The following is a 24385-nucleotide window of genomic DNA, read 5'->3' on the forward strand; positions in this document are numbered from 1 at the left end:
TAAACCAATTAATGCCGGATGCTGTTAAGAGTGGTTAGGGTTTTGCCGTGGTAAAACTCTTGTATTTGTGTAAATTGCCATTTCTAAACCACCTATCCTGAATGGATCTTAACCAAGAGCAACAACCTTCTTTAACAGGCACCACGATCAGCGACACAGGCATGCCAGGCACAAACGGCGACGCACAGCAGATTGAAGTATATGGCGCCCGCGAACATAACCTCAAAAATATTTCCATTAAACTGCCACGCTACAAGCTGGTTGTATTTACCGGCATTAGCGGCTCGGGCAAGTCGTCGCTGGCTTTCGACACCATCTACGCCGAGGGGCAGCGCCGTTACATGGAAACCTTCTCGGCCTACGCCCGCTCGTTTATGGGCGGACTGGAGCGGCCCGACGTCGACAAGATCGAAGGTCTCTCCCCTGTTATCTCCATCGAGCAAAAGACCACCAGCCGCAACCCGCGCTCCACGGTGGGCACTATTACCGAGATCTACGACTTTATGCGCCTGCTCTGGGCCCGTACCGCCGATGCGTTCAGTTATGTGACCGGCGATAAAATGGTGCGCCAGAGCGATGACCAGATCGTGAGCCATATCCTGGATAATTTCGACGGCAAGCGCCTGGTAGTGCTGGCCCCGGTGGTGAAAGGCCGTAAAGGACATTACCGCGAGCTGTTTCAGCAGATTCGGAAGATGGGCTTTATCCGCGCCCGCATTGATGGCGAACTGGTAGAGATCACCCCTAAAATGCAGGTGGACCGTTATAAGATACATGACATTGAGATCGTGATAGACAAGGTGGTGGTGAAGGATGAAGACCGCTACCGCCTGTCCAGCTCCATCCAGAACGCACTCACGCACGGCAAGGGCACGGTGCTGATCCTGGATGCGGACGCTGATATAACGCATTTCTTCTCCCGCCACCTCATGGACCCGGCCACGGGCATTGCCTACGATGACCCGGCCCCGAACTCATTCTCGTTTAACTCGCCGTATGGCGCCTGCCCTGTGTGCAATGGCCTGGGCGAGATACAGGAGATAACTGAAGAGTCGGTGATACCGGACAAAAGCCTGAGCATACGCCGGGGCGGCATTGCCCCCCTGGGCGAGTACCGCGATATCTGGATCTTTAAGCAGATAGAGGCACTCTTCAAGCACTTTAAGGTTTCTGTTTCTACACCGATCAAGGATCTGCCAGAGGATGTACTGAAGGTGCTGCTCTATGGCCTGGAAGAAGACCTGGAGGTAACCACCAAAAAAGGCAACTACGTGGTGGAGTTTGAGGGCATCGTTAATTTCCTGAAAAACCAGATGGAGTCCGACTCCGACAATATCCGTGCGTGGGTGGAGGATTTCTCTCAGACCACTACCTGCCCCGAGTGCCACGGCTTCCGTTTAAAAAAGGAATCGCTGCACTTTAAGATAGACGGCAAGAATATCGGGGAGATATCGGTGCTGGACATCAACAAGCTAGCCAACTGGTTCGAGGGCCTGGAAGACAGGATGAGCGAACGCCAGAACGTGATTGCCCGTGAACTGCTGAAGGAGATCCGGAAGCGCATCGGCTTCTTACTGGATGTAGGCCTCGATTACCTGAGCCTGCACCGCCCCGTGCGCACCCTGTCGGGTGGCGAGAGCCAGCGCATACGGCTGGCCACACAGATAGGCACCCAGCTGGTGGGCGTGCTTTACATTATGGATGAGCCCAGCATTGGCCTGCACCAGCGCGACAACGAGCGCCTGATAAATGCCCTGAAAGACCTCCGCGACCTGGGCAACTCTATTATAGTGGTGGAGCACGACAAAGACATGATCATGCAGGCGGATTATGTGGTGGACATTGGCCCTGGCGCTGGCATACACGGCGGCCAGGTGGTTACCGCCGGCACCCCGGCCCAGATGCTGGAGGCAGGCACCACCACCGCCGATTTCCTGAGCAACCGCCGGGGCATTGCCGTGCCGCGCACCAAGCGCCCGGGCACCGGGCAAAAGCTGCGCCTCAAAGGCGCAACGGGCAACAACCTTAAAAACGTAACCCTCGACCTGCCATTAGGTAAAATGATATGTGTTACCGGGGTGTCGGGCAGCGGGAAGTCCTCGCTGATACACGATACGCTGTACCCGATCCTGAACACGCACTTTTTCAGGGCCAAGCGCGATCCGCTTCCTTATAAAAGCATAGAAGGCCTGGAGCACATCGACAAGGTGATAGAAGTGGACCAGTCGCCGATTGGCCGTACGCCGCGCTCTAACCCTGCCACGTACACTGGCGTGTTTACTGATATCCGCAGCCTGTTTGCGCAACTGCCCGAGGCCAAAATAAGGGGCTACTCACCGGGGCGCTTCTCCTTTAACGTTAAGGGGGGCCGCTGCGAGGCCTGCCAGGGTGCCGGCATGCGCACCATCGAAATGAACTTTCTGCCTGATGTGTACGTGCCCTGCGAGGTGTGCAAAGGCAAGCGCTATAACCGCGAAACACTGGAGGTGCGCTTCAAGGGCAAGAGCATTACCGATGTACTGGACATGACCGTGGAGCAGGCCGTAGACTTTTTTGAGAGCCAGCCACGCATCCTGCGCAGAATAAAGACACTTAACGACGTGGGCCTGGGTTACATAACCCTGGGGCAGCAGGCCACCACCCTCTCGGGTGGCGAGGCGCAGCGCGTGAAACTGGCCACAGAGCTCTCGAAGAAAGACACCGGCCAAACGCTTTATATTTTGGATGAACCCACAACCGGACTGCATTTTCAGGACATTGAGCACCTCTCGGATGTGCTGCACAAGTTAACCGACAAGGGTAACACCGTGCTGATTATCGAGCATAACCTTGATTTGATAAAAATAGCGGATTATATCATTGACATTGGCCCCGAGGGTGGCGACGCAGGCGGCAGCATTGTGGCCAAAGGCACCCCGGAGGAGATCGTGAAGGCAGGTAAGGGCTACACCGCTCATTTTCTGAAAGAGGAACTCAAAAACAGCCACTACCGCGAAAACCAGGAAGCCGGGGTAAAACAGGAATAAGCTGTAGCTTTTTGTAAAAGCTGAGAAGGCCGCTGTTCAACTGAAACAACGGCCTTCTCAGCTTTAGTCAATCTTGTCTTCTAAAGCCTCTGCTTTTTGCAGGTGTTGCCGGATGACAGGCAGTTGCCTGGAGGCATACTGCTTTACCCCCATGTTCACGCCGTTCTCTGCCATGTCTTCGTATCTGGCTAACAGCTTTTTGTGCAGGCTAACCATGGCCCTGATATACTCTACGTCAAAGGCGATGCCCTCCTTGGCTGCTACTTCTTCGTAAACCTCCTGGTGCGCCTTTCCCAGTGTCTGGGGCAGCATCAGTTGGGTTTGGTTCGCCATGGCCTGCAGCTCGTCCAGCATCTGCTGGTGGTCGCTTACCATGGCTTCGGCGAAATCCTTTACCTCCGGGCTCACGCCTCGTTCCAGGGCCGTTTGCGAGAGCTGTATCTGCAGCATGCTGGCACTGGTCGCCTCGGCTGCGAACAAGGCATCGTTTTCCATGTTCTTTATGCCCGCCGCCTCAAACTGCTGCACACTTTGCTCTGTAGCCGTTCTTATGCTGTCGTCGGAGCTGCAGGCAGAAAAGGAGGTAGTGGCTGCCAGCGCAAAGGAAATGAGTAAGTTTTTATTCATGGTCATTTGTGTTTAAATACAAAAGCGTCTGCAAGTATAGTTACTTACAGACGCTTTTGTATGTTTTAAAAGATATTTATTATCTCTCCGGTTGCGCTACTACATCTTTTTGTCTACCATGTCTTTTACCTGCTTGGCTCTGTCAAGGTGCTTGCGTAATGTGGTTAGCGTGTTCGAAGCGAAAGTCTTCACCTCAGGTGCTTCCAGGTTGTTGCTCGCGTTCTCAAACATCTCTATATCCTCCTTGTGATCTTCTACCATCAAATCCATATAGGCTTTATCGAAATCAGCGCCTGTCTTGTCGCGCAGCTCGGTAACATGCTCCATATGGTCCTCGCTCATGGTGGCAGGCAATGTTATGTTTTTCTCCGCCGCAAGCGATTTTAGCTTATCGTTCGCTTTGCTATGATCATCCACCATCATCTTGCCAAAGTCCTTCACTTCCTTCATCTGCCCTTTTTGCTGCGCCAGGTTGCCCAGTTCTACCTCCATCATACCTCCCGAGGCTGCCTTTGTCATGAAATCAGAGAGGTCGGTCATCTCATCTTCCATACCTGTGTTTTCTGCCATTTCCTCGTTCATTTCCTGAGCTTCTTCAACGGCTCCATTGTTCTGGTTACAAGAAGCCACCCCTAAAAGCAAGGCCCCTAAAAACATTCCGTTTAACAATAAATTTTTCATAGCTTTAAAGTGATTAATCGTAAGTAATTATTTATAAACTAATTGCGTATACGCCTAAATATTTTATGAGTTTAAGAAGTTGCGTTTGGATTTCGTATCTTAGTTTTTCTACATCCTCTGCACGCAACCAACACCACAAACCATTGGAAAACAAATCTTTATAGTTTTATCATTTGTATTCTATCAGGTTATAACACATAAAGTTTAGTACTGAACAATCTATGAGAAAGATGAAAAGCAGCTTTTGGATGGTCTCCCTTTGTATGTTTCTGGCCTTGTTTGCCGGCAAGACGCAGGCACAGGATCTGTCCCTGGACGAAGCTGCCATTGACACAGCGATAGACAAGTCGCATGACTTTACTTACAAACTGCAGCCTCTGCTCCTCGGGGAGGTGCGTTTCGCTTACGAGAAGGTACGCGCCCCGCAGGTAAGCAACGAGTATGGCATTGGCTTTATATATAAGGCTTTCCTGGATGGGGAGGGCGGATTCCTTGCCTTCGATGCCAAAAATGTGAAAGGGGTAAGTATCAGGATGAGTCAGCGCCACTATCCTTCTAAAAGCAGGAAGGCGCCCTTTGGTTTTTTCCATGGGCCGCTGTTTGGCTACAGGTTTATGGTATTTGAGAGGGGGGCACTCGATCAGGAGGACAGAGCACGGCGCATTGGCCGGTTATACCAGAACGCTGCAGACCTAAGCTACCAGGTTGGCTGGCAGTTTCAGGTAAGCGACCATATCACCCTGGAAGCCGCCGGCTCGCTGGGGGGAAGGGCAAAGTACGCCAAGGCCACAAACGGCGCAGACTTATTAGAGAAAAGGATCATCGGGCACATGGTTATGAAAGATGCCAATTCTGTGCTTGTAGCTGTACCGTTGCCACAGATCAAGCTGTCAGTGGGTTACGCTTTCTAGGTTCTGCACGTTTTAAAAAAATATTTTTTATATATAGTGTTAAACCTTATTAGATAACGTAACTCTAACAGGTATAACCTAAAATAAACCGCATGAAATTACAGCTAACCAAACACTTGCCGTTCGTGCTCCTGCTAGGCGGCGCACTGGCCTTCTCTGCTTGTCAGAAAGAAGAAGTACAAGAAGATATCGACGTAGCCTCGGCGGAGGCTAATACCTCCGCTGACCAGGAGATGAACAATGTGGATGAGTTTGTAGAGGACATGATCAACTCTGAGCCCGAGCTAAACGGACGAGTAGCCGCACCCGAAAGTCTGCCCAGCTGTGCCACGCGCACCTACAATCACGAAACCCATACCCTGACCATCGACTTTGGCAACACCAACTGCCTTTGCCATGACGGCAAGAACCGCCGCGGCAGGATTGTGTCTGTTTTCGAAGGCCGACCACACCACGAAGGCGCTAAAGTTACCACCCGCCTGGTAGACTATTACGTGAATGACATGCGCCACACCGGCATACGCGTGGTAACCTATGTAAACGAAAACAAGCGGAACGTGGTGGTGCGCGAAGCCAGTATCATTACCCCGGAAGGCACTATCTCGTGGAGCGCTGAGCGCGTGATAGAGCGTATTGCCGGCCAAGATACGCCGCGCCTGGCTGATGATGTATACCTGGTAAGGGGAAGATCGGAGGGTGTGAACCGAAGAGGCATCTCCTATACCGCCGTTACGGAACAAGCTCTGAAAAGAGTGATGGCCCCAGGCTGTGCACGCCATTTTGTATCGGGCATCTTACTGATCAAAAACGAGAACGGCCAAACGCTGAAACTCAACTACGACCCAACCGGCACAGAGCCCTGTGACGATCTGGCGGAAGTGACTGTTAACGGCAAAAGAACCAAAACCATTCACCTGCGCTAAGCAAAACCAGGTATAAAGGCAGCGTGGCCCACAGGTTTAACCGGTGGGCCACGCTGCTTTTATACTTTTCTATAGCGGTGTCTAAGCACCTTTAAAGGCCGGCTTTCGCTTCTCGTTAAAGGCTGTTACACCCTCCTTGTAGTCTGCTGAGTTGCCGGCAATTTTCTGGCAGTGTGCCTCATACTCCAGCATCTCGTCCAGGCTGGAGTGAAACGATTTGTTCAGCATCTTCTTCATCAGCCCGATAGCCTTTGTAGGTCCGGAGGCATAGCGCGCTGCCAGCTCGGCCACAGCACCGTCCAGCTCCTCGGGTGCAACCACCCGGTTTACCATCCCCAACTGCAACGCTTCCTCAGCCGATACCTTAGAACCCAGCGTGCTCAGCTCAAAAGCTTTCAGGGAGCCCACCGCGCGCGGCAGGAAGTAAGAAGAACCGGAGTCCAGCACCAGGCCCACATTTACAAACACCTCGATCATACTTGCCGCCGTGGAGGCCACCACCAGGTCGCAGGCCAGGGCCAGCGAGCAGCCCGCACCGGCAGCCACGCCGTTTAGCTTGCAGATAATGGGCTTGGGCAGGTTGCGCATGGCGCGTATGATCGGGTTATAGCGCTTCTCCAGCGACTCCGACAGGTCGCGCTTGCTGGCGCTGGCAATGGCTTTCAGGTCCTGGCCCGAGCAGAAGGCTTTGCCGGCGCCGGTAAGCACCACCACGCGCACCTGCTCATCGCGGCTTACCTGCTTCAGGGCATCCTGCAAATCGTAGCTCTGCTGGTCGTTAAAGGCATTAAAGACATCGGGTCTGTTCAGCGTGATGGTTGCCACGCCATCCTGCACATTATATAGTAAACACTCGTACGTCATGTTCTTCTGTTTTTGTGAGAGAGTCAAAGTTAAGAAATAAGGGGCTTTTGGCAAGGAGTAAATAACCGGCAAGTTTAGCAGCAGAAAAAACCTAACTGACCAAGCGCCTGACCAGTATTTTAACGCTTATACTTTACAGCACAAAAAGCGCCGTGGTAAGGGCCAGCAGCAAACCGCTGCCAAAGCCGGCGTACACCTGTGCCGGCGTGTGCGCGTGCAGTGCCAGCCGTGCAGAGAGCACCGCGCCGGCCACCACCAAAGCTAGTGCAAGGGGCAGCGAGAGCCCGGCATCGGGCATGAGCCTGTTTAGCAGCAGCAGGATGCCCACCGCGCCGCCTATGCCCACGCTGTGCGCACTGATCTTCCAGAACAGCGACACCAGGTAAGTAACAAACACCGAGGCCGCGATGATGCCCATCACAAAATAGAAAACGGCATCAAACACCTCCTCGCGGTACAGTAAAAAGGCAATGACCGTATAGCAGACCCCGGTAAACAGCAAAGGCATGCCGCGCTGCTCACGCCGGTCCATCTCCAGCGAATCCAGCTGGCCCATGCGCACCATGGCAAAGGCACCCAGGCCCGGCAATATAAACGTAGACAGGAAGATCATGCCCAGCACCACCCAGCGCCCCTGCATCGGAAACGTGAGCATGGAGGCCGGCATGTAGTAAAGTATAAAAGCGAAAAGGTAAGTGGGCAGCAGCAGCGGATGAAAAACCACAGACAGCGCTTTAGCCAGGGAACGGTTCAAGTAAGGTGCAGCGTTTAAAATACAGTTTAAAGTATGGCCCTATGGCGGGTATGGTATTGCTTATATGCTTAACGCCTACAGCTCTTTCCGAAGCCTGGCCACGGGTATGTTCAGTTGCTCGCGGTATTTGGCCACAGTGCGGCGGGCAATGTTGTAGCCTTTGTTATTGAGCAGTTTCTCGATCTTCTCATCCGAAAGCGGCTTGCGCTTGCTCTCGCCTTCGATGATCTCTTTCAGGATGTGCTTCACTTCGCGGCTACTGGCATCTTCGCCTGAATCGGTCGCGATGCCTTCCGAGAAAAAGTACTTGAGCGGGTAAATGCCGAACTCCGTCTGCACGGCTTTGCTGTTGGCTACCCGACTGATGGTACTGATGTCCATACCGATCTCTTCGGCAATGTCTTTCAGGATCATCGGGCGCAGCTCGCTTTCATCGCCTTCCAGAAAAAAATTGTGCTGGTATTTGATGATGGCCTCCATGGTGCGCAGCAGCGTGTTCTGGCGCTGCCGGATGGCATCGATAAACCACTTGGCCGCATCCAGTTTCTGCTTCACAAATGTAACCGTCTCCTTCAGCTTCTTGTCCTTTTTGTCCGATTTATCATAGGCATCGAACATATCGGCGTACGAGCGGCTGATGCGCAGGTCGGGGGCGTTGCGGGAGTTGAGCGAGAGCTGCAGCTGTCCGTTGTCGTTGGCCAGCATAAAGTCAGGGATGATGTACTGGATGCGTGTCATGCTGGCGCCGGCCCCTCCTGGTTTCGGGTTCAGTTTGATGATCACGTCTACGGCATTTTTCAGCTCATCCTCCGTTATGTTGAACTTACTCTGTATTTTCTGATAGTGTTTTTTGGTGAACTCGTCGAAGGCATCGTTGATGATGCGCTCCGCCAGTACGGTGGTTTGGTCCTGCTCTCGGCGCACCAGCTGCAGTAACAAGCACTCGGGCAGGTCGCGGGCGCCAATGCCGGCAGGGTCAAAGGTCTGCACCATGTGCAGCACCTGCTCTATCTCCTCCTCGGTGGTTTCGATGTTCTGCGAAAAAGCCAGGTCGTTGGCAATAGCGCTCAGGTCGCGCCGGATGTACCCGTCGTGGTCTATGCTCCCGATCAGCTGCATGCCAATGGCAAACTGCTTGTCGTCCAGGTCCAGGAAGCCGAGTTGGTCCATTAGTGAGTCGGTCAGCGTGGAGGTCATGGCGATGGGCATTTCACGGTCTTCCTCGTCCCCGCCCCGATCGCCCTGCATCTTGTAGCCGCTTATCTCATCGTCGTTTAGGTAGTCGTTTATGTCTACCTCTTCCTCCTTGCTGTACTCCTCTTCGTAGTCGTCTGTCTCGCTGAATTCTTCGGTTTGCTCCTCGCGGCCCTCCTCCAAAGCGGGGTTGATCTCCATCTCCTCCTTTATGCGCATCTCCAACTCAGCAGTAGGTATCTGCAGCAGCTTGATAAATTGTATCTGCTGCGGCGATAGCTTCTGGGATAAAAGTTGTCTTAAATCGAGTCGCTGCATATTTTTTAGTAATTTCAGTGCGTTTCTGCGCACTTCCAAATTTAGGATAATTTTACTCGCATTTACAAAAAAGGTTAAATTATCGTTACTTTGAGGGATTTTGAAAGAGACACAGGTATAACGTATCACGACACACGTATCAAGCCGTCAGATTATATTAGATTGAAGTAGAAGATTTAATGTGCCGGATTTACATATACTTGAAAAGTCGTGCTACATGATACGTGTGTCATGCTACGCTTAATATCAAGGAATCCACAACTTCAACAACAGAGGGCCTTAAAAACCATACATATGCAACGCACAAAAGTTAAAGAGCTGCTACAGGGTGCCGCAGTAGACCAGGAGGTACTACTTAAAGGCTGGGTGCGCACAAAGCGCGGAAACAAGTTCGTGAGTTTCATCGCCGTCAACGATGGGTCCACGATCAACAATCTGCAGGTAGTGGCCGAAGCCGAGCAGTTCAGCGACGAGACCCTGAAAGATGTAACCACCGGCGCGGCCATTGCCGTTACCGGCAAATTGGTCGCCTCGCAGGGCAAGGGCCAGGCCTACGAAATACAGGCCACGCACATAGAGGTACTGGGCAAGGCCGACCCGGAAACATACCCGCTGCAGAAGAAGGCGCACTCGCTGGAGTTCTTACGCGAGATCGCGCACCTGCGCTTCCGCACCAACACCTTCGGCGCCGTGTTCCGCGTGCGCAACTCCCTTTCGTTTGCCGTCCACCAGTTCTTCCGTGAGAAGGGCTTCGTGTACATGCATACGCCCATCATCACGGCTTCTGACGCAGAGGGCGCCGGCGAAATGTTTAAGGTGACCACCCTCGACCTGGACAAGCTGCCACGCACCGAAGAGGGCAACATCAACTTTGAGGAGGATTTCTTCGGACGCGCCACCAACCTGACGGTTTCCGGACAGATGGAAGGCGAGGTGGCGGCCATGGCCTTCAGCGATATTTATACTTTCGGACCTACGTTTAGGGCCGAGAACTCGAACACAACGCGCCACCTGGCGGAGTTCTGGATGATAGAGCCGGAAATGGCTTTCTACGATCTGCAGATGAACGCCGACCTGGCCGAGGAGTTCATTAAGTACATCATCCGCTACGCGATGGAGCACAACCCCGACGATCTGGCGTTTCTGGCCCAGCGCCAAGCCGAGGAAGACAAGAGCAAGCCGCAGAACGAGCGCCAGGAAATGACGCTGCTGGAAAAGCTGGAGCTGGTGGTAGCCAATGATTTTGAGCGCATCACCTACACACAGGCCATCGACATCCTGCTCAACTCAAACCACTACAAGAAAAAGAAATTCCAGTACGACGTGAAGTGGGGTATTGATTTACAGAGTGAGCACGAGCGTTACCTGGTAGAGAAACACTTTAAAAAACCGGTGATCGTAACAGATTACCCGAAGGATATCAAGGCCTTTTACATGCGCCTGAACGACGATGGCAAAACCGTGGCGGCCATGGATATTCTGGCCCCCGGCATTGGTGAGATCGTGGGCGGCTCGCAACGCGAGGAGCGCATGGATATATTGGTGGAACGCATGAAGGCAGTAGGCATTAACCCGGATGACATGTGGTGGTTCCTGGATACACGCCGTTTTGGGGGCTGTCCGCACGCGGGCTTCGGCCTGGGCTTTGAGCGCGTGGTGCAGTTCGTGACCGGCATGGGCAACATCCGCGATGTGATCCCGTTCCCGAGAACGCCGCAAAGCGCGGAGTTTTAAGCCTGCGTGTTTCAAGTTCTTACTTTATACTTTTATACTTTACAAAAGAACCCTGGTCAGGAATGGCCGGGGTTCTTTTGTAAAGCAAATGCCCTAACAGCGACTCAGGCTCCCTACGTGTTATGCCTGCCTAAATGTTTGCCTCCCCTAACACACTTGCATTTCCAGCAGAAAGGCTTTCGACTAAAGCAACCTCTCTACGGTTACTGGCAGGCACACTCCGCACGTTACATTTTGCACTGGTTATCAATCGCTTGTAACTCATACAAATCATAGTTAGTATATTAAGTTGGGTGTCAAACGCGTTACGTCACGGTTTGTACACCATCAATAAAGTCAACTAATAACAACAAGCTATGAAAAATTCTTTTCTCACTATTCTTCAAAAACAACTATCATGCTCCGCCTTGGTGATTGCCAGTCTGCTTACTTCATGCAATACAGCCGCCACGCAGTCTGAAACGGTGCGTACTGACGCTGAATCTCTGGAATCTACCACAGATACCGCTACAACTGCAGCAAGTATGCCAAGCGATCCCGCCCTGGTGGAAAAGCTCTGGAACCAGGTAGCCAGTATGCAGCCAGCCATAAACAGCGGCAACGTGAATGCTTTAAAAAAAGATTGGGAATACACCACCCCATCACCTGTAAGCCACACCCCGCTGGTAGATGATGGAGGTCTGTATTTCGGAGACTGGGGAGGTACGGTTTACAAGCTAGACCAAAGCACGGGACAGCTGATCTGGAAGAAAACAATTGCACAGCCCAACACGATGTGGCCGTGGCATGGGTTAGCGGGCTCGGGTGCTTTAGGCGATGGTAAACTGTTTGAGGCCAGCGTGGAAGGAACCGCCTATGCCTTAGATACTTCTAGCGGTAATATGCTCTGGCAAACTAAAATAACCGACGACCCCGAAGCAGGAAATCTGAGTACGCTTTTATACTATGATGGGCTAGTATATATTGGCCTGCAGTCTGTGGAAGAGCCTATGACCGCTATGAAAAAGGATTTCAAACCTAATTTTCTGGGAAAAGTGGTTGCCCTGGAGGCAGCTACCGGCAAAGTTGCCTGGGAAAGAGTGCTGGTAGAACCTCCGCATAACGGATGTGCCGTGTGGAGTTCGTTTGCCCTTGACCCGGACCTAGGTATGCTCTACTTTACCACGGGCAACAACTACACCGGCGAGGCATCCGACATGTCGGATGCCATTATTGCGGTAGGCGCAAAAACCGGCGAGATAAAGTGGCACAATCAGGTTACAGAGCACGATGTGTGGACGAAAGCAAAGAAAGAAGGCCCGGACTACGACTTTGCTGGCGGGCCGCAAATTTTTATAGCTGACGTGAGCGGGACACCCCGCAAGCTAGTGGGTGCCGGGCAGAAGAGTGGAAGGTACCTTGTGTTTGATGCACGAACGGGTGAGAAAGTATGGGAAACCGTAATCGGATACGGCGGAGTAGATGGTGGCATGCACGCAGAGGCTTCCATAGGCAATGGCACCGTAATAGCCTGGAGCAACAACAACTACAGCCATACCTTGCCGCCAGCTAAACACAAACTTTCTCTGAAGAAACTCGATGCCGCTACCGGTGAGCAGCAGTGGGTGATAGACCAGGCTCAGCCCGCTGCCATCGTGCCGGGTTACCTGGTGAACGACGTCTATTTTCTGGGCTCTTTAGATGGCACCATTCAGGCCTACAACGTGGCGGATGGAAAGGTGATCAAGAATTTTCAGAACCCTGCACCAGTCACTGCTCGCATGGCAGTTAAAGGCAGTCACTTGTACGTTAGCAGTGGCGTACCCGGCATGTTTGACAAATGGGCCTCCAAAGGAGGAAGCGGCATTTATGCCTATTCTATACAGTAACTTTAATTGTGCGGTGTTTTAACACTAGCCAAGTTTAGGGGCGGAGGTGGCAGTCTGATGCCACTGTTTGGCGGTACTCTGGCTACACCAGCAGCACCTGTGTTGTCCGCTACCTGTATGTGCATGCGTGGCACCGGATTCTACTCGCACAGCAACGGCGTGAGCACCTACTTTGAGGCATTCTTACAGGCAAAGCAGCATGAACTACTAATTTTTCTGCTACTTTGCCTGTTCTTTTTTACGCTTTGGCCAAATTTTTGCATCTTAAAAGTATAACCCTCAACCCCTTATATTATGCGTAAATTAATCTTAAGTATACTTCTGGCAGGTATGTCGGCTTTTGCAGCCAATGCCCAGCAGGAGTTTGCCCATATTGAGTTGCCCATGAACCGCGCCGAGGATTTAATTACCCTGGCAGACAAGGATGGCAACGTGGTGATCTACTTCTATCAGAAAGGGGAACTGAATTTTGCGTTACTCTCGCCCGAAGGAAAACAGATCGCCAAACACCAGATCCCTTATCGCTTCTCGCAGGAGCCGCAGCTGCTTGGCACGCGCGTAACCGACGAGGAGTTTATCTTTTATGGCCGTTATGTGAATGGCCGCCGCGAGTATCTGCGCCCTTTTGCCATTAACCGTAAAACCGGCGCCTTCCGCAGCATACAGGATGTGCAGATAGACGTGGAGCGCAACCTGAATTTTGTGGGGGGCTTCGGCGACGAGAACCACTTTTACATGCTCTACACCGATAAGGATGGCACCATGCACCTGTTCCGCGATTCAGATGAAAACGTGGCACACCTGGAGCATAAGGTGTTTAAGTCGGAGGAGATGCCCCGCTCGCGCGAGCGCTATGCCCGGGAGTCTGACCTGATCTATGTGCACCCCGACCTGCAGCATAACGTGTTCACGGGGCATCACCGCAGCAAGATCTACTCGCGCGGCGACCAGATTCACATGATCTTCGACGGCTTTTACCTGAAAGGCAAGGACAGCGACGAAACCACCACCGAGATCCTGACCCTGGACTGGAACAAAGGCACCACGCAGTACCGTACCCTGCCGGCCATTGATCAGCGAAAAGGGCCTAGCTTTAACTCGTTCTTGTACAACAACATCCTGTTCCGCGTGAACCTGGAGAAAGACCAGTTTAAACTTACCGCGTATGATTTCAACACGCTTGCCCCTATTAAGGAGTATAGCTACAGCGGCGATGAGGAGATTGCCATCAAGTCAACGCCTGTGTACCAGCGCGGCGCCAAGGCCCTGTTCTCGCCAGACAATACCGTGATCGAGAAAACATCGAAAGTGATGAAGAGCCTGGCCAACGGTGTGCCGGCCATTACCGTAGACACGTTTGCCGACAGCACCCTGCAGCTCACCATCGGGTCTTATAACGCGCCGGATGAGCGCCGGAACTTTGACCAGGACCGTAACCGGATGGTGCGCACCCCTGATCGCTATATCCAAACCTCGCGCGGGCTGATGCTGATGCCGGGGCGTTGGGTGCCGGCTTATAACATCCCGAGCTACTACCTGAACTCGCCCTATTACAGCCGCTACTTCTACGACCCCTACAACCAGGGCAACAGCCAACCGGCAGGTCCGGGCATCAGCACGTATTTCAGGTCGGTGCTGGATGCGGATAACCTGACCAAGGTAAACACCGGCACAGACAAGGAACAGCTGGTGCTGCAGGACAGGGTGGAGAATTACGAGCAGGAACTGAAGCCGGAACCGGAGCTAAAAACCGTGTACCGATATGGCAACAAACTGCACTACGGTTACTACGACCGCCGCAACAAAACCTTCCGGATCGTGGAGTTTGCCCATGGCCAGCAACCACAGGCCCAGCAAGACGCAGATTAATTTTATAAAGCAGGAGTCCCCGCTATACTACGTGTAGCGGGGACTCCTGCTTTATATAGTGGGCTAGCTTACTGCTGCCCCATCATTTTGTTCAGCCTCTCCTGCAAAGCGGCATCCTGGCGGTAAGCCACCATGATCTGCTCATACTTGTCCAGGGTAATGCCTTCTTTCTGAATAGCGGTTTCCACCTCCTTTTGCAATTCGGGCTGCATGTCCATCATGCGTTTGGTTGATTTCTCGAACGCTGCTTTTTCCTGGACAGTGGCGGTTACCTCCGCCAGCTTTTGCTGCTGGTGCGCCTGGGCCATCTCGTTAAATTTATCCACACCAAGCTTCTCCTCTTCCAGTATCTGCAGCATCTTTTCCTCGCCTTTTCGCTGAATATCCATCAGGCGCGTGCTGGCGTCGGCGAACTGCTTCAGCTCTTTGTCGGTAAAAGTTGGGTGCTGTTGCTGCTGTGCAGGCTGCGGTGTTTGCTGTGCACTGGCAGCGGTACCAAAGGCCAAATTGGCCAGAAGCAATGCAGTTATGGCTGCTCCTTTTAAGCTATGGGCTAAATTCATAAATCTCGGATGATTACATTAAGATGGGAAAATTAGTTGAATGGCGTCTTTAAAGCCATTTTTTAATTATTTGACCCGCGTTGCCATTAACCCACCCGAGGAGGGGAATTCTACTCGTGCATGTAATTCCCCTCCTCGGAGGGGTTAGGGGTGGGTTTACACCTTCAATGCATATTATGTAGCGCAACCTGGGTTTTTTACTATACCTTTTTTAAAGCAAAAAGTTTATAGCTGATCTTCAGGCAAGGTACACTTCTGTGTTTTCTGCAGCGGGGAAGCAGTGAATTGAAATGAAAAAAATATACTTTATCTAGCTAAAATATTAGAAAACTAATTGTATATTACTCCACTAAAATTTATCCACCTTAAACATTTACACATGAAGAAAATTATACTAAGCTTGATCACCTTATTAGTAATGTCAGGCACTGGCGCTTATGCCCAGCAGGGCAAACCCGCCAAAAGCTGTGCTACCATGGATGTGCTGGAAAGACAGATGAAGGAAAATCCGGGTCTGGAAAGAAGAATGGAGGCCATTGAGCGACACACTCAAAAAGTTTTAGCGAATGCTTCTGCTGCCAAAGGTAAGCCCACTCAGCCAACCGATCCTACCAGCCCATCTCCAGAGCCGGCACCAACCGGGGTTATTGTTAAGATACCCGTTGTGTTCCATGTAGTGTACAATACCGCATCTCAGAACGTGTCTGATGCCATGCTGAATGAGCAGCTGCGGGTACTGAACGAGGATTTCAGGAAGCAGAATGCCGATATCAGTAAGCTGCCTTCTATGTTCGGTAGCCTGGATGCAGACACCGAGATTGAGTTCACACTTGGAGGTATCACAAGAACCCCCACTTCGGTAACTTCTTTCTCCTCTAACGATGCGGTGAAGTACACCAGCCAGGGCGGACGCGATGCCTGGGACGCCAGCAAGTATATGAACCTTTGGGTATGTAACCTGGGCAGCGGCTTATTGGGCTATGCACAGTTTCCGGGTGGAAATCCTGCCACTGACGGCGTGGTATGTTTATACAGCTCCCTGCCTGGCGGCACTGCCGGCAACTATAACTTAGGCCGTACTGCCACACACGAAGTTGGCCACTGGATGAACCTGCGCCACATTTGGGGAGACAGACGCTGCGGAAACGACTACGTGGAAGACACACCCACACAGCAAACCTCAAACGGCGGATGCCCTTCTTTCCCACAGCCTACCTGCAACAACACAAGTGACATGTTCATGAACTACATGGATTATACTTATGATGCCTGTATGTATATGTTTACCTACGGCCAGAAGGATAGAATGAGAGCTGTATTTACGACAGGTGGCCCACGCGCTACATTTACCGGCGCACGGTCTGGTGTGTTCGCAGACGCATCTACTACAGCGGCAACCGCAACCTTCGAAATTGCTAAATCAGCTTCTAACACGCTGGTTGTTTATCCGAATCCAGCAAACTCCGAAGCTACCATCGCGATCACAGTAGCTGACAATGCTTCTGCTGTAGCCCTTCAGGTAACCGACATGAGCGGCCGTGTAATACACAGCGAGTTATGGACTGATGCCAAAGGCACTTTCGACTATTCGCTTAAGTTGGATAAAATGGCCCGTGGCATCTACTTTGTTTCTGTGCAGTCAGGTGCCTCAAAAGAAGTAACCAAACTATCTGTAGTAAGATAGAGGCTGCTTAAGCTATACAAAAAAGGGCGATATATGTATCGCCCTTTTTTTATGCCCTTGCAATTTGCCAGTTATAAGGCGATTCTAACCTTCTCTCAAGCTCATTCAGCATGTGCAACGTAAAGTCTGGCTCGACCAATAGATCAACCTTGGGCCTGGTACTTCTTGAGCATTTCCTTCTGCACCAGCTGCTCCTGCAATAGTTGCTGCACCTCGGGCTTTTCGTAATCTTCCACACGCTGTATGTGCCGCATCACCTTTTTCATGATCTTATCCTGCATTTGCCCTGTTTCGAGGGCATAGGAATACGGCAGGTCGGTGAAGGTGACCATGGCATAAAGCGGGATCCATTTATCGGGGTACTGCTCTGATATTTTGCTTTCGATTTCCTTGCGGAGCAGGAAACGCGGGTCTGCCACCTTATCGCGCATCTCAATAAAATTGAGCACGGCCAGGTCGGCGATGGCGTCGGCATTGGGTTTGCGGCGGCGCTCGAAAGCCCTAAACAGCGCCTCCCAGTCTTCTCCGTCAAAATTCTCCAGCATCTGATCCAGCACGGCAATATCCTCGAAACCGGCGTTCATGCCCTGCCCATAAAAGGGCACCACCGCATGGCTGGCATCGCCGATCAGCAAAGACTTGCCCCCGAAACTCCACGGGAAGCATTTGATGGTCACCAGCGAACCTGTCGGGTTGCAAAAGTACTCCTGCGCCAGGTCGGGCATCAGCGGCACGGCATCCGGGAATACCTCCAGAAAAAAGTTTAGCAACTCGGTATCCGTTTTAATAGCGTCAAACGAACGCTCGCCCTCATAAGGAAAGAACAAAGTGCAGGTAAAACTGCCGTCTATGTTTGGCAGGGCGATCATCATATAGTTACCACGGGGCCAAATGTGCAAGGCATTTTTTTCCAGTGCCCAGCCGCCACCTGGGGTAGCCGGAATGGTGAGCTCTTTATAGCCATACTCCAGGTAGCTCTGCTCGTAATTGAAGCGCTCTGTTTTCTGCATCGCCCCCCGCACTACCGAGAAAGCGCCGTCGGAGCCGAAAAGCAGGTCTGGCTGTATGGTCTCCAGCGCATTTGTTTCGGTGTTCAGGAGCTGCACCTCGTTTGTGCGCAGGTTCACGTCTACTGCCTGCCGGTTAAAATGGTAGGTGATATCGTCGTTGGGCTCCGACAGGTTCATGAGCGCCACATTCAGCCCCCCCCTTGACACCGAGTAAATGGCCTGGCCTTCCTTTCCGTAGGGCTGAAAGGTTAAGGCGCCCTGCTCGTCGTGCATCACGCGCCCATGCATGGGAATGGCCACCTTACGCACTTCTTCCTCTATGCCGATGCCTCGCAGTGCGCGCCAGCCCCGGTCACTCAAAGCCAGGTTTATAGAACGTCCGCCATCCACGGTGCTTTTACGCAGGTCGGCGCGACGCTCGTACATGTCGATCTTGTGGCCGCGCCTGGCCAGGTACAAAGACAGCAGTGAGCCAACTAAACCGGCTCCCATTATGGCGATGTTCTTTCTTTCGGTCATAGTTCTGTCAGGTTTTACGCTTTCTGCACGTGTAAAGTAAAGCTTTCCGGAGCGTATTGGCAAGTGCTTTACTGCACCACATGCCGGAAGGTAAGGTTTATGCGTGGTTCTACGGCTCGTGCCGTTTTGGGTACATGGTGCTGCCAGTAATGCTGGGTCTGGCCCCGCATCAGCAACAGGCTGCCGTGTGTTAAACTTACATGCACGGGCTTCAGGTCTTTCCGGATTTTGTGCCTGAAGCTGAACTTGCGTTCACCGCCTAAGCTCACACTGGCAATAACGGGCTGCTGCCCCAGGGCGCGCTCATCGTCGGAGTGCCAGCCCATGCTATCCTGCCCTGTCCGGTAAAGATTGAGCAGCACGCTGTTGTATGCCTGGCCACTGGCCTGCTCCACCCGCTCTTTCAGGGTTTGCAGGGCTGGCAGCCAGATTTGTGGCCGGTTGTGCAGCCCCGAGTAAGTATAGCCTTTGTCGCCGTACCAGGCCGTGAGGCGCGGCATAGGCTGCAGCTTCCCGAACAGCTTTATACTTTCCTGCTTCCAGTCAACTTGCTCCAACAACACCTGCAGGTAAGCGTTACTGTCTGCTGCGCTCAAAAAGTCCGGGGCCAGGTATACTTCTGCGTCAGGCATTTCTATTTTCTGGAGAGTGGGCATGGCTTGCTTGTTTAATAAAGGCTTGCTAAGTTAAAGCAGGATTTCTTTCGGCTGTTCTTTTGCCCGGCTCTTCCGGCGCTTATCCAGGTACCCCATGGCTTTTGAAGCCGTCAGGCCATGGATTATAATGGATATCATCACAATAAAACCAACCACCGACCAGAGTTGATCTGCATCCACGAAATCTATTTTATCCAGGGCGAAAGAAAGGTAGAAAAAGGAGCCGATGCCACGGATGCCAAAGAAACTGATGGCCATTTTCTCGTGCAAAGGCACTTTTACACCTAACATGCCTATCAGGCCTGCCAGCGGCCTGATGACAAACAGGAACAGCAGCCCGATAACGGCCCCCTGCCAGGTTAAGAAATTTAGGAGCCCGTAAATAAGGCTACCTCCGAACACCAGCAACAGCATGACCATGAGGATATGCTCTACCTGGTTCACGAAATCATGCATCTCGGTATGGTACTCGTGCTCCGGTTCAAAGCTGCTTACCGTAATGGCCGTTACAAACACCGCTATAAAGCCATAGCCATGCACAATTTCTGTGAGGCCATACGACACCAGCGTGGCCGATAAAGCCAGGAAACCATCCTGCGCCTTCGGGAAGTTCGACTTACGGGGTAGCTGAAAGATCAGGTAAGCCAGGCCCCTGCCAATCAGGAAGCCCATCAGCGTGCCCGCTGCAATGCGGTACAACAAGTCGCGCCAGAGCCAGTCGCCTAGCCAGCTGCCCTCGGTGCCGGCGGCCACGGCAATTACCACCGCCAGCCAGGTAAACGGGAAAGCCATGCCGTCGTTCATGCCTGCCTCTGCCGTTAGCGAGAACCGCACATCGTCCTCCTCCTTTTCGTCGGGTGGCCCTACCTGCACCTGCTCGGCCAGCACGGGGTCGGTGGGCGCCAGTACCGCCCCCAGTAGTATGGCGGCAGCCGGCGCCAGGCCCAGCACGCCCCACGCCAGCAAAGCCAGTCCGGCAATGCACAGCAGCATGGTGATGCTGACCAGCCGCAGCGGTATCTGCCAGTTTTTCCAGCTAAACTTTCTTCGCAACTTCAGCCCCGACCCCATCAGCGAGATGATCACGATCAGCTCGGTGAGGCGCACCACATAATCCTCTTGCCAGATAGGGTCGGGCAGCGGCAGCTTGATGGGCAGCAGGTACACGATCATCCCTAATACCATAAAAACAATGGGGTACGAGATAAATGTACGCCTTAGCAGCGAGGGCACCCACGCCATAGAGAGGGCCGCCAGGCCAACCAGCGTAATCACGACAATGTAAGTTGACATAGTAAGATCTTAGAGTACAACAGCCCCTGTCAGGATAGCTCGTACGCACTTTTGCGATACAATCCGGCGGGCTTAGCTGCTTTGTACGTGGCTTACGTACTTTATTTTACAATTCGTGCCTAACTTTGTATCGCTCACTAAGTATAAATTTCTGATTTGAAAGCACTGGAAGACTTCTTAACCGCGTTCAGCAATGCCGCCTGGGGCATGCCCCTACTCTTTTTATTGATGGGGGGCGGCTTCTATTTCATGTTCTACTCCGGCTTTTTGCCATTCCGTTACATGGGCCATGCCGTTAACGTGCTGCGCGGCAGGTACGACGACCCCAACGACCCCGGCGACATCAACCACTTCGAGGCCTTATCCAGTGCGCTGGCGGCTACCGTGGGCATGGGCAACATAAGCGGGGTTGCCGTGGCCATTGCGCTGGGTGGCCCCGGCGTGCTTTTCTGGATGTGGGTCAGCGCCTTTGTGGGCATGGCCACCAAGTTCTTTACCTGTACGCTAGCTGTTATGTACCGCGGCCATGATAGCCTCGGGCACCTGGAAGGCGGCCCCATGTATGTGATAACAGAGGGCTTAGGCAAAAAATGGAAACCATTGGCAGCCTTTTTCGCCATAGCAGGCCTGTTCGGCACGCTGCCCATCTTCCAGGCAAACCAGCTCACGCAGGTAATCCGGGAAGTGGTGCTGGTGCCCAACGGCGTTGCCACCACGCAGCCTTTTTACTGGAATCTGGGCATCGGGCTTGTGCTGGTGGTGATCACTTCGATGGTTATTTTTGGGGGCATCAAGCGCATTGGCCATGTGGCCGGCAGGATGGTGCCCAGCATGGTGGTGCTGTACATGCTGGCGGTGTTTTACATTATGGCGGTAAACTATGTAAGCATACCGGCCGCTTTTGCCCTGATCCTGCAGGATGCTTTCTCAGCGAATGCGGTGCTGGGAGGCGCAGTAGGTGCTATTATGGTGGCAGGTGCCCGCAGAGCAGCCTTCTCGAATGAGGCGGGCATCGGCACGGCCGCCATGATGCACGGCGCCGCCAAAACCGACGAACCCATCCGCGAGGGCCTGGTAGCCATGCTCGGCCCGTTCATCGACACGCTGGTGGTATGCACACTCACAGGCCTGGCTATTATCCTGACCAATGCCTGGCAGACCTCCGATGGCAACGGCGTAAGCATGACCGCCCACGCCTTTAACTCTGCCATGCCGGGCATTGGCAGTTATGTGCTGGTAGTGTGTGTGCTGATCTTTGCCTTCACTTCGCTGTTCTCCTACTCCTACTACGGCACCAAGTGCTTCAGTTTTTTATTCGGGGCAAAGTATAAACACTACTATAACTACTTTTATGTACTTACCATCATCTTTGGCGCCGTGGCCTCTATCACAGCTGTAATTGCCTTGATAGATGGCATGTATGCTATGATGGCTATCCCGACTATGGTTTCCGCGCTGCTACTATCGCCTAAGGTAATGCGTGCTGCCAGGGATTATTTTAAGCGGATGAAGGAGTTTAAGGAGGAGCGGGTAAACGTTTAGAGAGCTTTAAGAGGAGCAACGGTCTGGTGTATAAGTAGTTGGTATTATTTAATCGGGTTTATATTCTTTTCCATTGATATAGATTTTTCCACCGAGTTCTTTAACATCATAGCTAATCCATGATTCGTTTTTCTTCTTCCATAGTTCCTTATGTTTTTGTGTTGTCAGTACAGTGTCTGTAGTAGTTCCATCTTGCCTGTACATTATTCTCTCCCATTTTTGAAAAGTATATACATAAATACTATCTCGGCTCAGAAACTCAATGCTATCAATAACCATGGTATTGTTGAGAGTTGTATCTATGATTGACCAATCACGAAGTACGTACTCCTTTTGTTGTTCTCTAGAAATTATCTCGCCGTTTTCGTCATAAATCACAAAATCAGTTGGCATTTTTCTCATATACAAATCAATGTCCTTGGCATTTACAGCCAGTAGCAAAGTATCGATTTCTTTTTGTATCAAAGCAGATATACTTTCTTTCTCGATTTCAGTAATATCTGATGAACTTGGATTGTTACAATTATTGAAACTGATTGAAAAGAATACTAAAATAATAAATTTAAGCCTCATATTTTTCACGAAATTAATGCTAGCATACTGGTATAGCACATGTTAAGGCGTAGCCGAAGTATGGCTTATATGCTTTATTAGTCAATGCCATACTTTAAATTCTCTTCAATTTCAGCACTTTTATTTCCCACGGGTACCTGTCCACTCTTGACACTTGTAAATCCAGTATTAAAAATGAGGCAACTGTTACTCCACCCTTTCTTATCTCTAATGCCTGCTGTTCACCCCTTTTCTTGAGTTTTAGCTTTTCCCTTGGAGTTGTAAATCTTACTGTACCTGGTTCGCTGCAATCATTGACATGAAGTATTCTGAACTTCTGTCTTTCAACTATCCAGTCCACTAAACTACAAGTCTCTATCCCGTATCGGTAATTTATGTCCTGATAAAGCTGAATTGTGTCTGCTTTAAAGTACAAGCTGTCCTTGTTGTTTGTAGTCCATTCCCCAACAAGATCTTTTCTGGAGACTTGACTGAATGCTGCCAAACTAAAAAGAAGCAAAATGCCTGTAATCCAAAATACGCTTTTTTCTATCATTACAGTTTTGGCTAACGGTTAGTATATGAAAAGTAGGCGATTTCGAAGCACGAAACTTTCGGTTAAGCACCAAGTTTGATACTAGCCAAAACCCTTGATTTCATTGCTATTTCGCCTATTTTTTATATACATTGTTAGCGGGTCGTTGTTTTTATTCGTCTTTGACATACTCTAAAATGTCACCTGGCTGGCAATCCAATACATCACATATTGTCTCCAATGTACTAAATCTTACTGCTTTTGCTTTTCCTGTCTTTAAAATGGAAAGATTTGAAAGAGTTAGTCCTACTTTATCTGATAGCTCATTGAGCGACATTTTTCGCTTTGCCATCATCACATCAAGGTTTACAATGATTGGCATAGCTTATACAGTTAAGTCGTTTTCGTTTTGAATGTCTACACCCTTTTTGAAAATAGTCGCAATAATATAAATCACTGCTCCCATTAAAATAAAGGCTTGACTGTCCGCCCAAAATTGGTTTAAGCTGTTGGTGTCAAAACCGTTTTGTGATAAATTTTTAGTTAATTGTCTGGCAATGGCACTAAACAGTCCAATTGCGAGCGTGTAGTAGCTAATTCCCAATATCTGGTCCGATACAAAAGTGTTGAAAGGCTTTGTCAACTCCATTTTGTGCATTAGCCTGATAACTATGTAGAATAGGATGGCTTTTAAAATTGAAATGGATAGAATAAAGCTATAGATACCGAAAAAAGGCCATTTGTTGGCTTTATACATTTCGGTCAAATCCAAAGGTTGATAAAGATTTTGGACAAATTCAGGTCTAATCAGACTGAAAATGAAATTTACAATCAAACCACCGGCTTCAATGCATAAACCCACAAAAATGACCCAAGCCACAATGTGTAAGCCTTTAAATACAAGGTTGTTTCTTTTTGACATATCTTTTAATGAGTTAAAATTGATGTCGCAAAGATAATATTTATTTATTGAAAAACAATAAATAAATATTGAATAAGAAAATATATTTTTTGATATTCAAAATCAATCGGCAAGAAATCATTGATTTTTCAAAACCCTTTGTGAATTATATAGTCTGAAAAAGTTAGTTTCTCTAATACAAGTTGTCTTGTCGATTACTGTGTTTTTTTTAATGCCCGCTAACGAAATAGGCCATAAGACGGTGAAGCTTGTGATGCTTGATTCAGTGTCTTATGGGTGTTGTTGGCCGGGGTTGTTTTTCCCTTTTTTCTCCCGGTACTGCGTGTAAAAATAAGGGAAA

At 50.9% G+C, this 24385-nt stretch carries 21 protein-coding genes; 8 read left to right on the forward strand and 13 right to left on the reverse strand.

What is annotated here, in order from left to right; translation table 11 throughout:
• Positions 1–101: 101 nt before the first annotated feature.
• The gene (gene uvrA, locus AC4BAN_RS16490) at positions 102–3026 is read left to right on the forward strand and encodes an excinuclease ABC subunit UvrA (protein ID WP_490565516.1); all 2925 of its coding nucleotides are present in this window, start codon (positions 102–104) and stop codon (positions 3024–3026) included.
• Positions 3027–3089: 63 nt separating this feature from the next.
• Here uvrA and AC4BAN_RS16495 read toward each other — a convergent pair whose 3' ends face one another.
• Together AC4BAN_RS16495 and AC4BAN_RS16500 are read right to left on the reverse strand one after the other, a co-directional pair.
• On the reverse strand, positions 3090–3653 hold the full coding sequence (locus tag AC4BAN_RS16495; protein ID WP_490565517.1) for a DUF4142 domain-containing protein: 564 nt from the start codon (positions 3651–3653) through the stop codon (positions 3090–3092).
• A gap of 99 nt (positions 3654–3752) precedes the next feature.
• Positions 3753–4334, reverse strand: coding sequence for a DUF4142 domain-containing protein (locus tag AC4BAN_RS16500; protein WP_490565518.1), 582 nt, complete (start codon positions 4332–4334; stop codon positions 3753–3755).
• A 221-nt stretch (positions 4335–4555) separates the two neighbouring features.
• On the opposite strand from AC4BAN_RS16500, the gene AC4BAN_RS16505 reads away from it, so the two are divergent.
• Positions 4556–5245: an ABC transporter ATP-binding protein gene (locus AC4BAN_RS16505; RefSeq protein ID WP_490565519.1), complete on the forward strand. Its 690-nt coding sequence runs from the start codon at positions 4556–4558 to the stop codon at positions 5243–5245.
• A 92-nt stretch (positions 5246–5337) separates the two neighbouring features.
• A complete protein-coding gene (locus AC4BAN_RS16510) occupies positions 5338–6168 on the forward strand; it encodes a hypothetical protein (protein ID WP_490565520.1) in 831 nt (276 codons plus the stop codon).
• An 81-nt stretch (positions 6169–6249) separates the two neighbouring features.
• Here AC4BAN_RS16510 and AC4BAN_RS16515 read toward each other — a convergent pair whose 3' ends face one another.
• The 3 genes from AC4BAN_RS16515 to rpoN form a co-directional block, all read right to left on the reverse strand.
• Positions 6250–7032, reverse strand: coding sequence for an enoyl-CoA hydratase-related protein (locus AC4BAN_RS16515; RefSeq protein WP_490565521.1), 783 nt, complete (start codon positions 7030–7032; stop codon positions 6250–6252).
• Between the two features lie 133 nt (positions 7033–7165).
• Entirely contained in the window at positions 7166–7786 is a 621-nt protein-coding gene (locus AC4BAN_RS16520) for a hypothetical protein (RefSeq protein WP_490565522.1), read from the reverse strand.
• A gap of 75 nt (positions 7787–7861) precedes the next feature.
• The gene (gene rpoN, locus AC4BAN_RS16525; protein ID WP_490565523.1) at positions 7862–9298 is read right to left on the reverse strand and encodes an RNA polymerase factor sigma-54; all 1437 of its coding nucleotides are present in this window, start codon (positions 9296–9298) and stop codon (positions 7862–7864) included.
• Between the two features lie 294 nt (positions 9299–9592).
• Here rpoN and asnS point away from each other — a divergent pair, with 294 nt between their 5' ends.
• From asnS to AC4BAN_RS16540, 3 genes are all read left to right on the forward strand, one after another.
• On the forward strand, positions 9593–11032 hold the full coding sequence (gene asnS / locus AC4BAN_RS16530) for an asparagine--tRNA ligase (protein ID WP_490565524.1): 1440 nt from the start codon (positions 9593–9595) through the stop codon (positions 11030–11032).
• 356 nt (positions 11033–11388) lie between these two features.
• The gene (locus tag AC4BAN_RS16535; protein ID WP_490565525.1) at positions 11389–12900 is read left to right on the forward strand and encodes an outer membrane protein assembly factor BamB family protein; all 1512 of its coding nucleotides are present in this window, start codon (positions 11389–11391) and stop codon (positions 12898–12900) included.
• A 294-nt stretch (positions 12901–13194) separates the two neighbouring features.
• On the forward strand, positions 13195–14769 hold the full coding sequence (locus AC4BAN_RS16540; protein ID WP_490565526.1) for a hypothetical protein: 1575 nt from the start codon (positions 13195–13197) through the stop codon (positions 14767–14769).
• Between the two features lie 68 nt (positions 14770–14837).
• Here AC4BAN_RS16540 and AC4BAN_RS16545 read toward each other — a convergent pair whose 3' ends face one another.
• Positions 14838–15332, reverse strand: coding sequence for a DUF4168 domain-containing protein (locus tag AC4BAN_RS16545; RefSeq protein WP_490565527.1), 495 nt, complete (start codon positions 15330–15332; stop codon positions 14838–14840).
• A 379-nt stretch (positions 15333–15711) separates the two neighbouring features.
• Between AC4BAN_RS16545 and AC4BAN_RS16550 the strand changes: the two genes are divergently transcribed.
• A complete protein-coding gene (locus tag AC4BAN_RS16550; protein ID WP_490565528.1) occupies positions 15712–17016 on the forward strand; it encodes a M43 family zinc metalloprotease in 1305 nt (434 codons plus the stop codon).
• Between the two features lie 143 nt (positions 17017–17159).
• On the opposite strand, the gene AC4BAN_RS16555 is transcribed toward AC4BAN_RS16550, so the two are convergent.
• From AC4BAN_RS16555 to AC4BAN_RS16565, 3 genes are all read right to left on the reverse strand, one after another.
• Positions 17160–18545 carry an FAD-dependent oxidoreductase gene (locus AC4BAN_RS16555; RefSeq protein WP_490565529.1) on the reverse strand — a complete coding sequence of 462 codons (1386 nt, stop codon included), beginning with the start codon at positions 18543–18545 and terminating at the stop codon, positions 17160–17162.
• A gap of 68 nt (positions 18546–18613) precedes the next feature.
• A complete protein-coding gene (locus AC4BAN_RS16560; RefSeq protein WP_490565530.1) occupies positions 18614–19201 on the reverse strand; it encodes an alpha-ketoglutarate-dependent dioxygenase AlkB family protein in 588 nt (195 codons plus the stop codon).
• Between the two features lie 30 nt (positions 19202–19231).
• Entirely contained in the window at positions 19232–20494 is a 1263-nt protein-coding gene (locus AC4BAN_RS16565) for a cation:proton antiporter (protein ID WP_490565531.1), read from the reverse strand.
• Between the two features lie 165 nt (positions 20495–20659).
• Here AC4BAN_RS16565 and AC4BAN_RS16570 point away from each other — a divergent pair, with 165 nt between their 5' ends.
• Positions 20660–22036, forward strand: a complete 1377-nt coding sequence (locus tag AC4BAN_RS16570; RefSeq protein WP_490565536.1) for an alanine/glycine:cation symporter family protein — start codon at positions 20660–20662, stop codon at positions 22034–22036.
• A 48-nt stretch (positions 22037–22084) separates the two neighbouring features.
• Here the strand turns inward: AC4BAN_RS16570 and AC4BAN_RS16575 are convergent, their stop codons facing one another.
• The 4 genes from AC4BAN_RS16575 to AC4BAN_RS16590 all read right to left on the reverse strand — a co-directional run bounded on the left by AC4BAN_RS16575 (position 22085) and on the right by AC4BAN_RS16590 (position 24045).
• Positions 22085–22609, reverse strand: a complete 525-nt coding sequence (locus AC4BAN_RS16575) for a hypothetical protein (RefSeq protein ID WP_490565532.1) — start codon at positions 22607–22609, stop codon at positions 22085–22087.
• A gap of 94 nt (positions 22610–22703) precedes the next feature.
• Positions 22704–23144, reverse strand: coding sequence for a hypothetical protein (locus AC4BAN_RS16580; RefSeq protein WP_490565533.1), 441 nt, complete (start codon positions 23142–23144; stop codon positions 22704–22706).
• Between the two features lie 151 nt (positions 23145–23295).
• Positions 23296–23505, reverse strand: a complete 210-nt coding sequence (locus tag AC4BAN_RS16585) for a helix-turn-helix domain-containing protein (RefSeq protein WP_490565534.1) — start codon at positions 23503–23505, stop codon at positions 23296–23298.
• A gap of 3 nt (positions 23506–23508) precedes the next feature.
• On the reverse strand, positions 23509–24045 hold the full coding sequence (locus tag AC4BAN_RS16590) for a DUF2975 domain-containing protein (protein WP_490565535.1): 537 nt from the start codon (positions 24043–24045) through the stop codon (positions 23509–23511).
• Between the last annotated feature and the right edge of the window lie 340 nt (positions 24046–24385).

The organism is Pontibacter sp. GD13 (assembly GCF_058216355.1).

Coding starts and splice junctions, on each gene's coding strand:
- AC4BAN_RS16540 (WP_490565526.1), top strand. CDS start 13,195: ATGCGTAAATTAATCTTAAGTATACTTCTGGCAGGTATGTCGGCTTTT.
- AC4BAN_RS16590 (WP_490565535.1), bottom strand. CDS start 24,045: ATGTCAAAAAGAAACAACCTTGTATTTAAAGGCTTACACATTGTGGCT.
- AC4BAN_RS16515 (WP_490565521.1), bottom strand. CDS start 7,032: ATGACGTACGAGTGTTTACTATATAATGTGCAGGATGGCGTGGCAACC.
- AC4BAN_RS16565 (WP_490565531.1), bottom strand. CDS start 20,494: ATGTCAACTTACATTGTCGTGATTACGCTGGTTGGCCTGGCGGCCCTC.
- rpoN (WP_490565523.1), bottom strand. CDS start 9,298: ATGCAGCGACTCGATTTAAGACAACTTTTATCCCAGAAGCTATCGCCG.
- AC4BAN_RS16500 (WP_490565518.1), bottom strand. CDS start 4,334: ATGAAAAATTTATTGTTAAACGGAATGTTTTTAGGGGCCTTGCTTTTA.
- AC4BAN_RS16510 (WP_490565520.1), top strand. CDS start 5,338: ATGAAATTACAGCTAACCAAACACTTGCCGTTCGTGCTCCTGCTAGGC.
- AC4BAN_RS16585 (WP_490565534.1), bottom strand. CDS start 23,505: ATGCCAATCATTGTAAACCTTGATGTGATGATGGCAAAGCGAAAAATG.
- uvrA (WP_490565516.1), top strand. CDS start 102: ATGGATCTTAACCAAGAGCAACAACCTTCTTTAACAGGCACCACGATC.
- AC4BAN_RS16505 (WP_490565519.1), top strand. CDS start 4,556: ATGAGAAAGATGAAAAGCAGCTTTTGGATGGTCTCCCTTTGTATGTTT.
- AC4BAN_RS16545 (WP_490565527.1), bottom strand. CDS start 15,332: ATGAATTTAGCCCATAGCTTAAAAGGAGCAGCCATAACTGCATTGCTT.
- AC4BAN_RS16495 (WP_490565517.1), bottom strand. CDS start 3,653: ATGAATAAAAACTTACTCATTTCCTTTGCGCTGGCAGCCACTACCTCC.
- AC4BAN_RS16575 (WP_490565532.1), bottom strand. CDS start 22,609: ATGAGGCTTAAATTTATTATTTTAGTATTCTTTTCAATCAGTTTCAAT.
- AC4BAN_RS16535 (WP_490565525.1), top strand. CDS start 11,389: ATGAAAAATTCTTTTCTCACTATTCTTCAAAAACAACTATCATGCTCC.
- AC4BAN_RS16550 (WP_490565528.1), top strand. CDS start 15,712: ATGAAGAAAATTATACTAAGCTTGATCACCTTATTAGTAATGTCAGGC.
- asnS (WP_490565524.1), top strand. CDS start 9,593: ATGCAACGCACAAAAGTTAAAGAGCTGCTACAGGGTGCCGCAGTAGAC.
- AC4BAN_RS16555 (WP_490565529.1), bottom strand. CDS start 18,545: ATGACCGAAAGAAAGAACATCGCCATAATGGGAGCCGGTTTAGTTGGC.
- AC4BAN_RS16580 (WP_490565533.1), bottom strand. CDS start 23,144: ATGATAGAAAAAAGCGTATTTTGGATTACAGGCATTTTGCTTCTTTTT.
- AC4BAN_RS16560 (WP_490565530.1), bottom strand. CDS start 19,201: ATGCCCACTCTCCAGAAAATAGAAATGCCTGACGCAGAAGTATACCTG.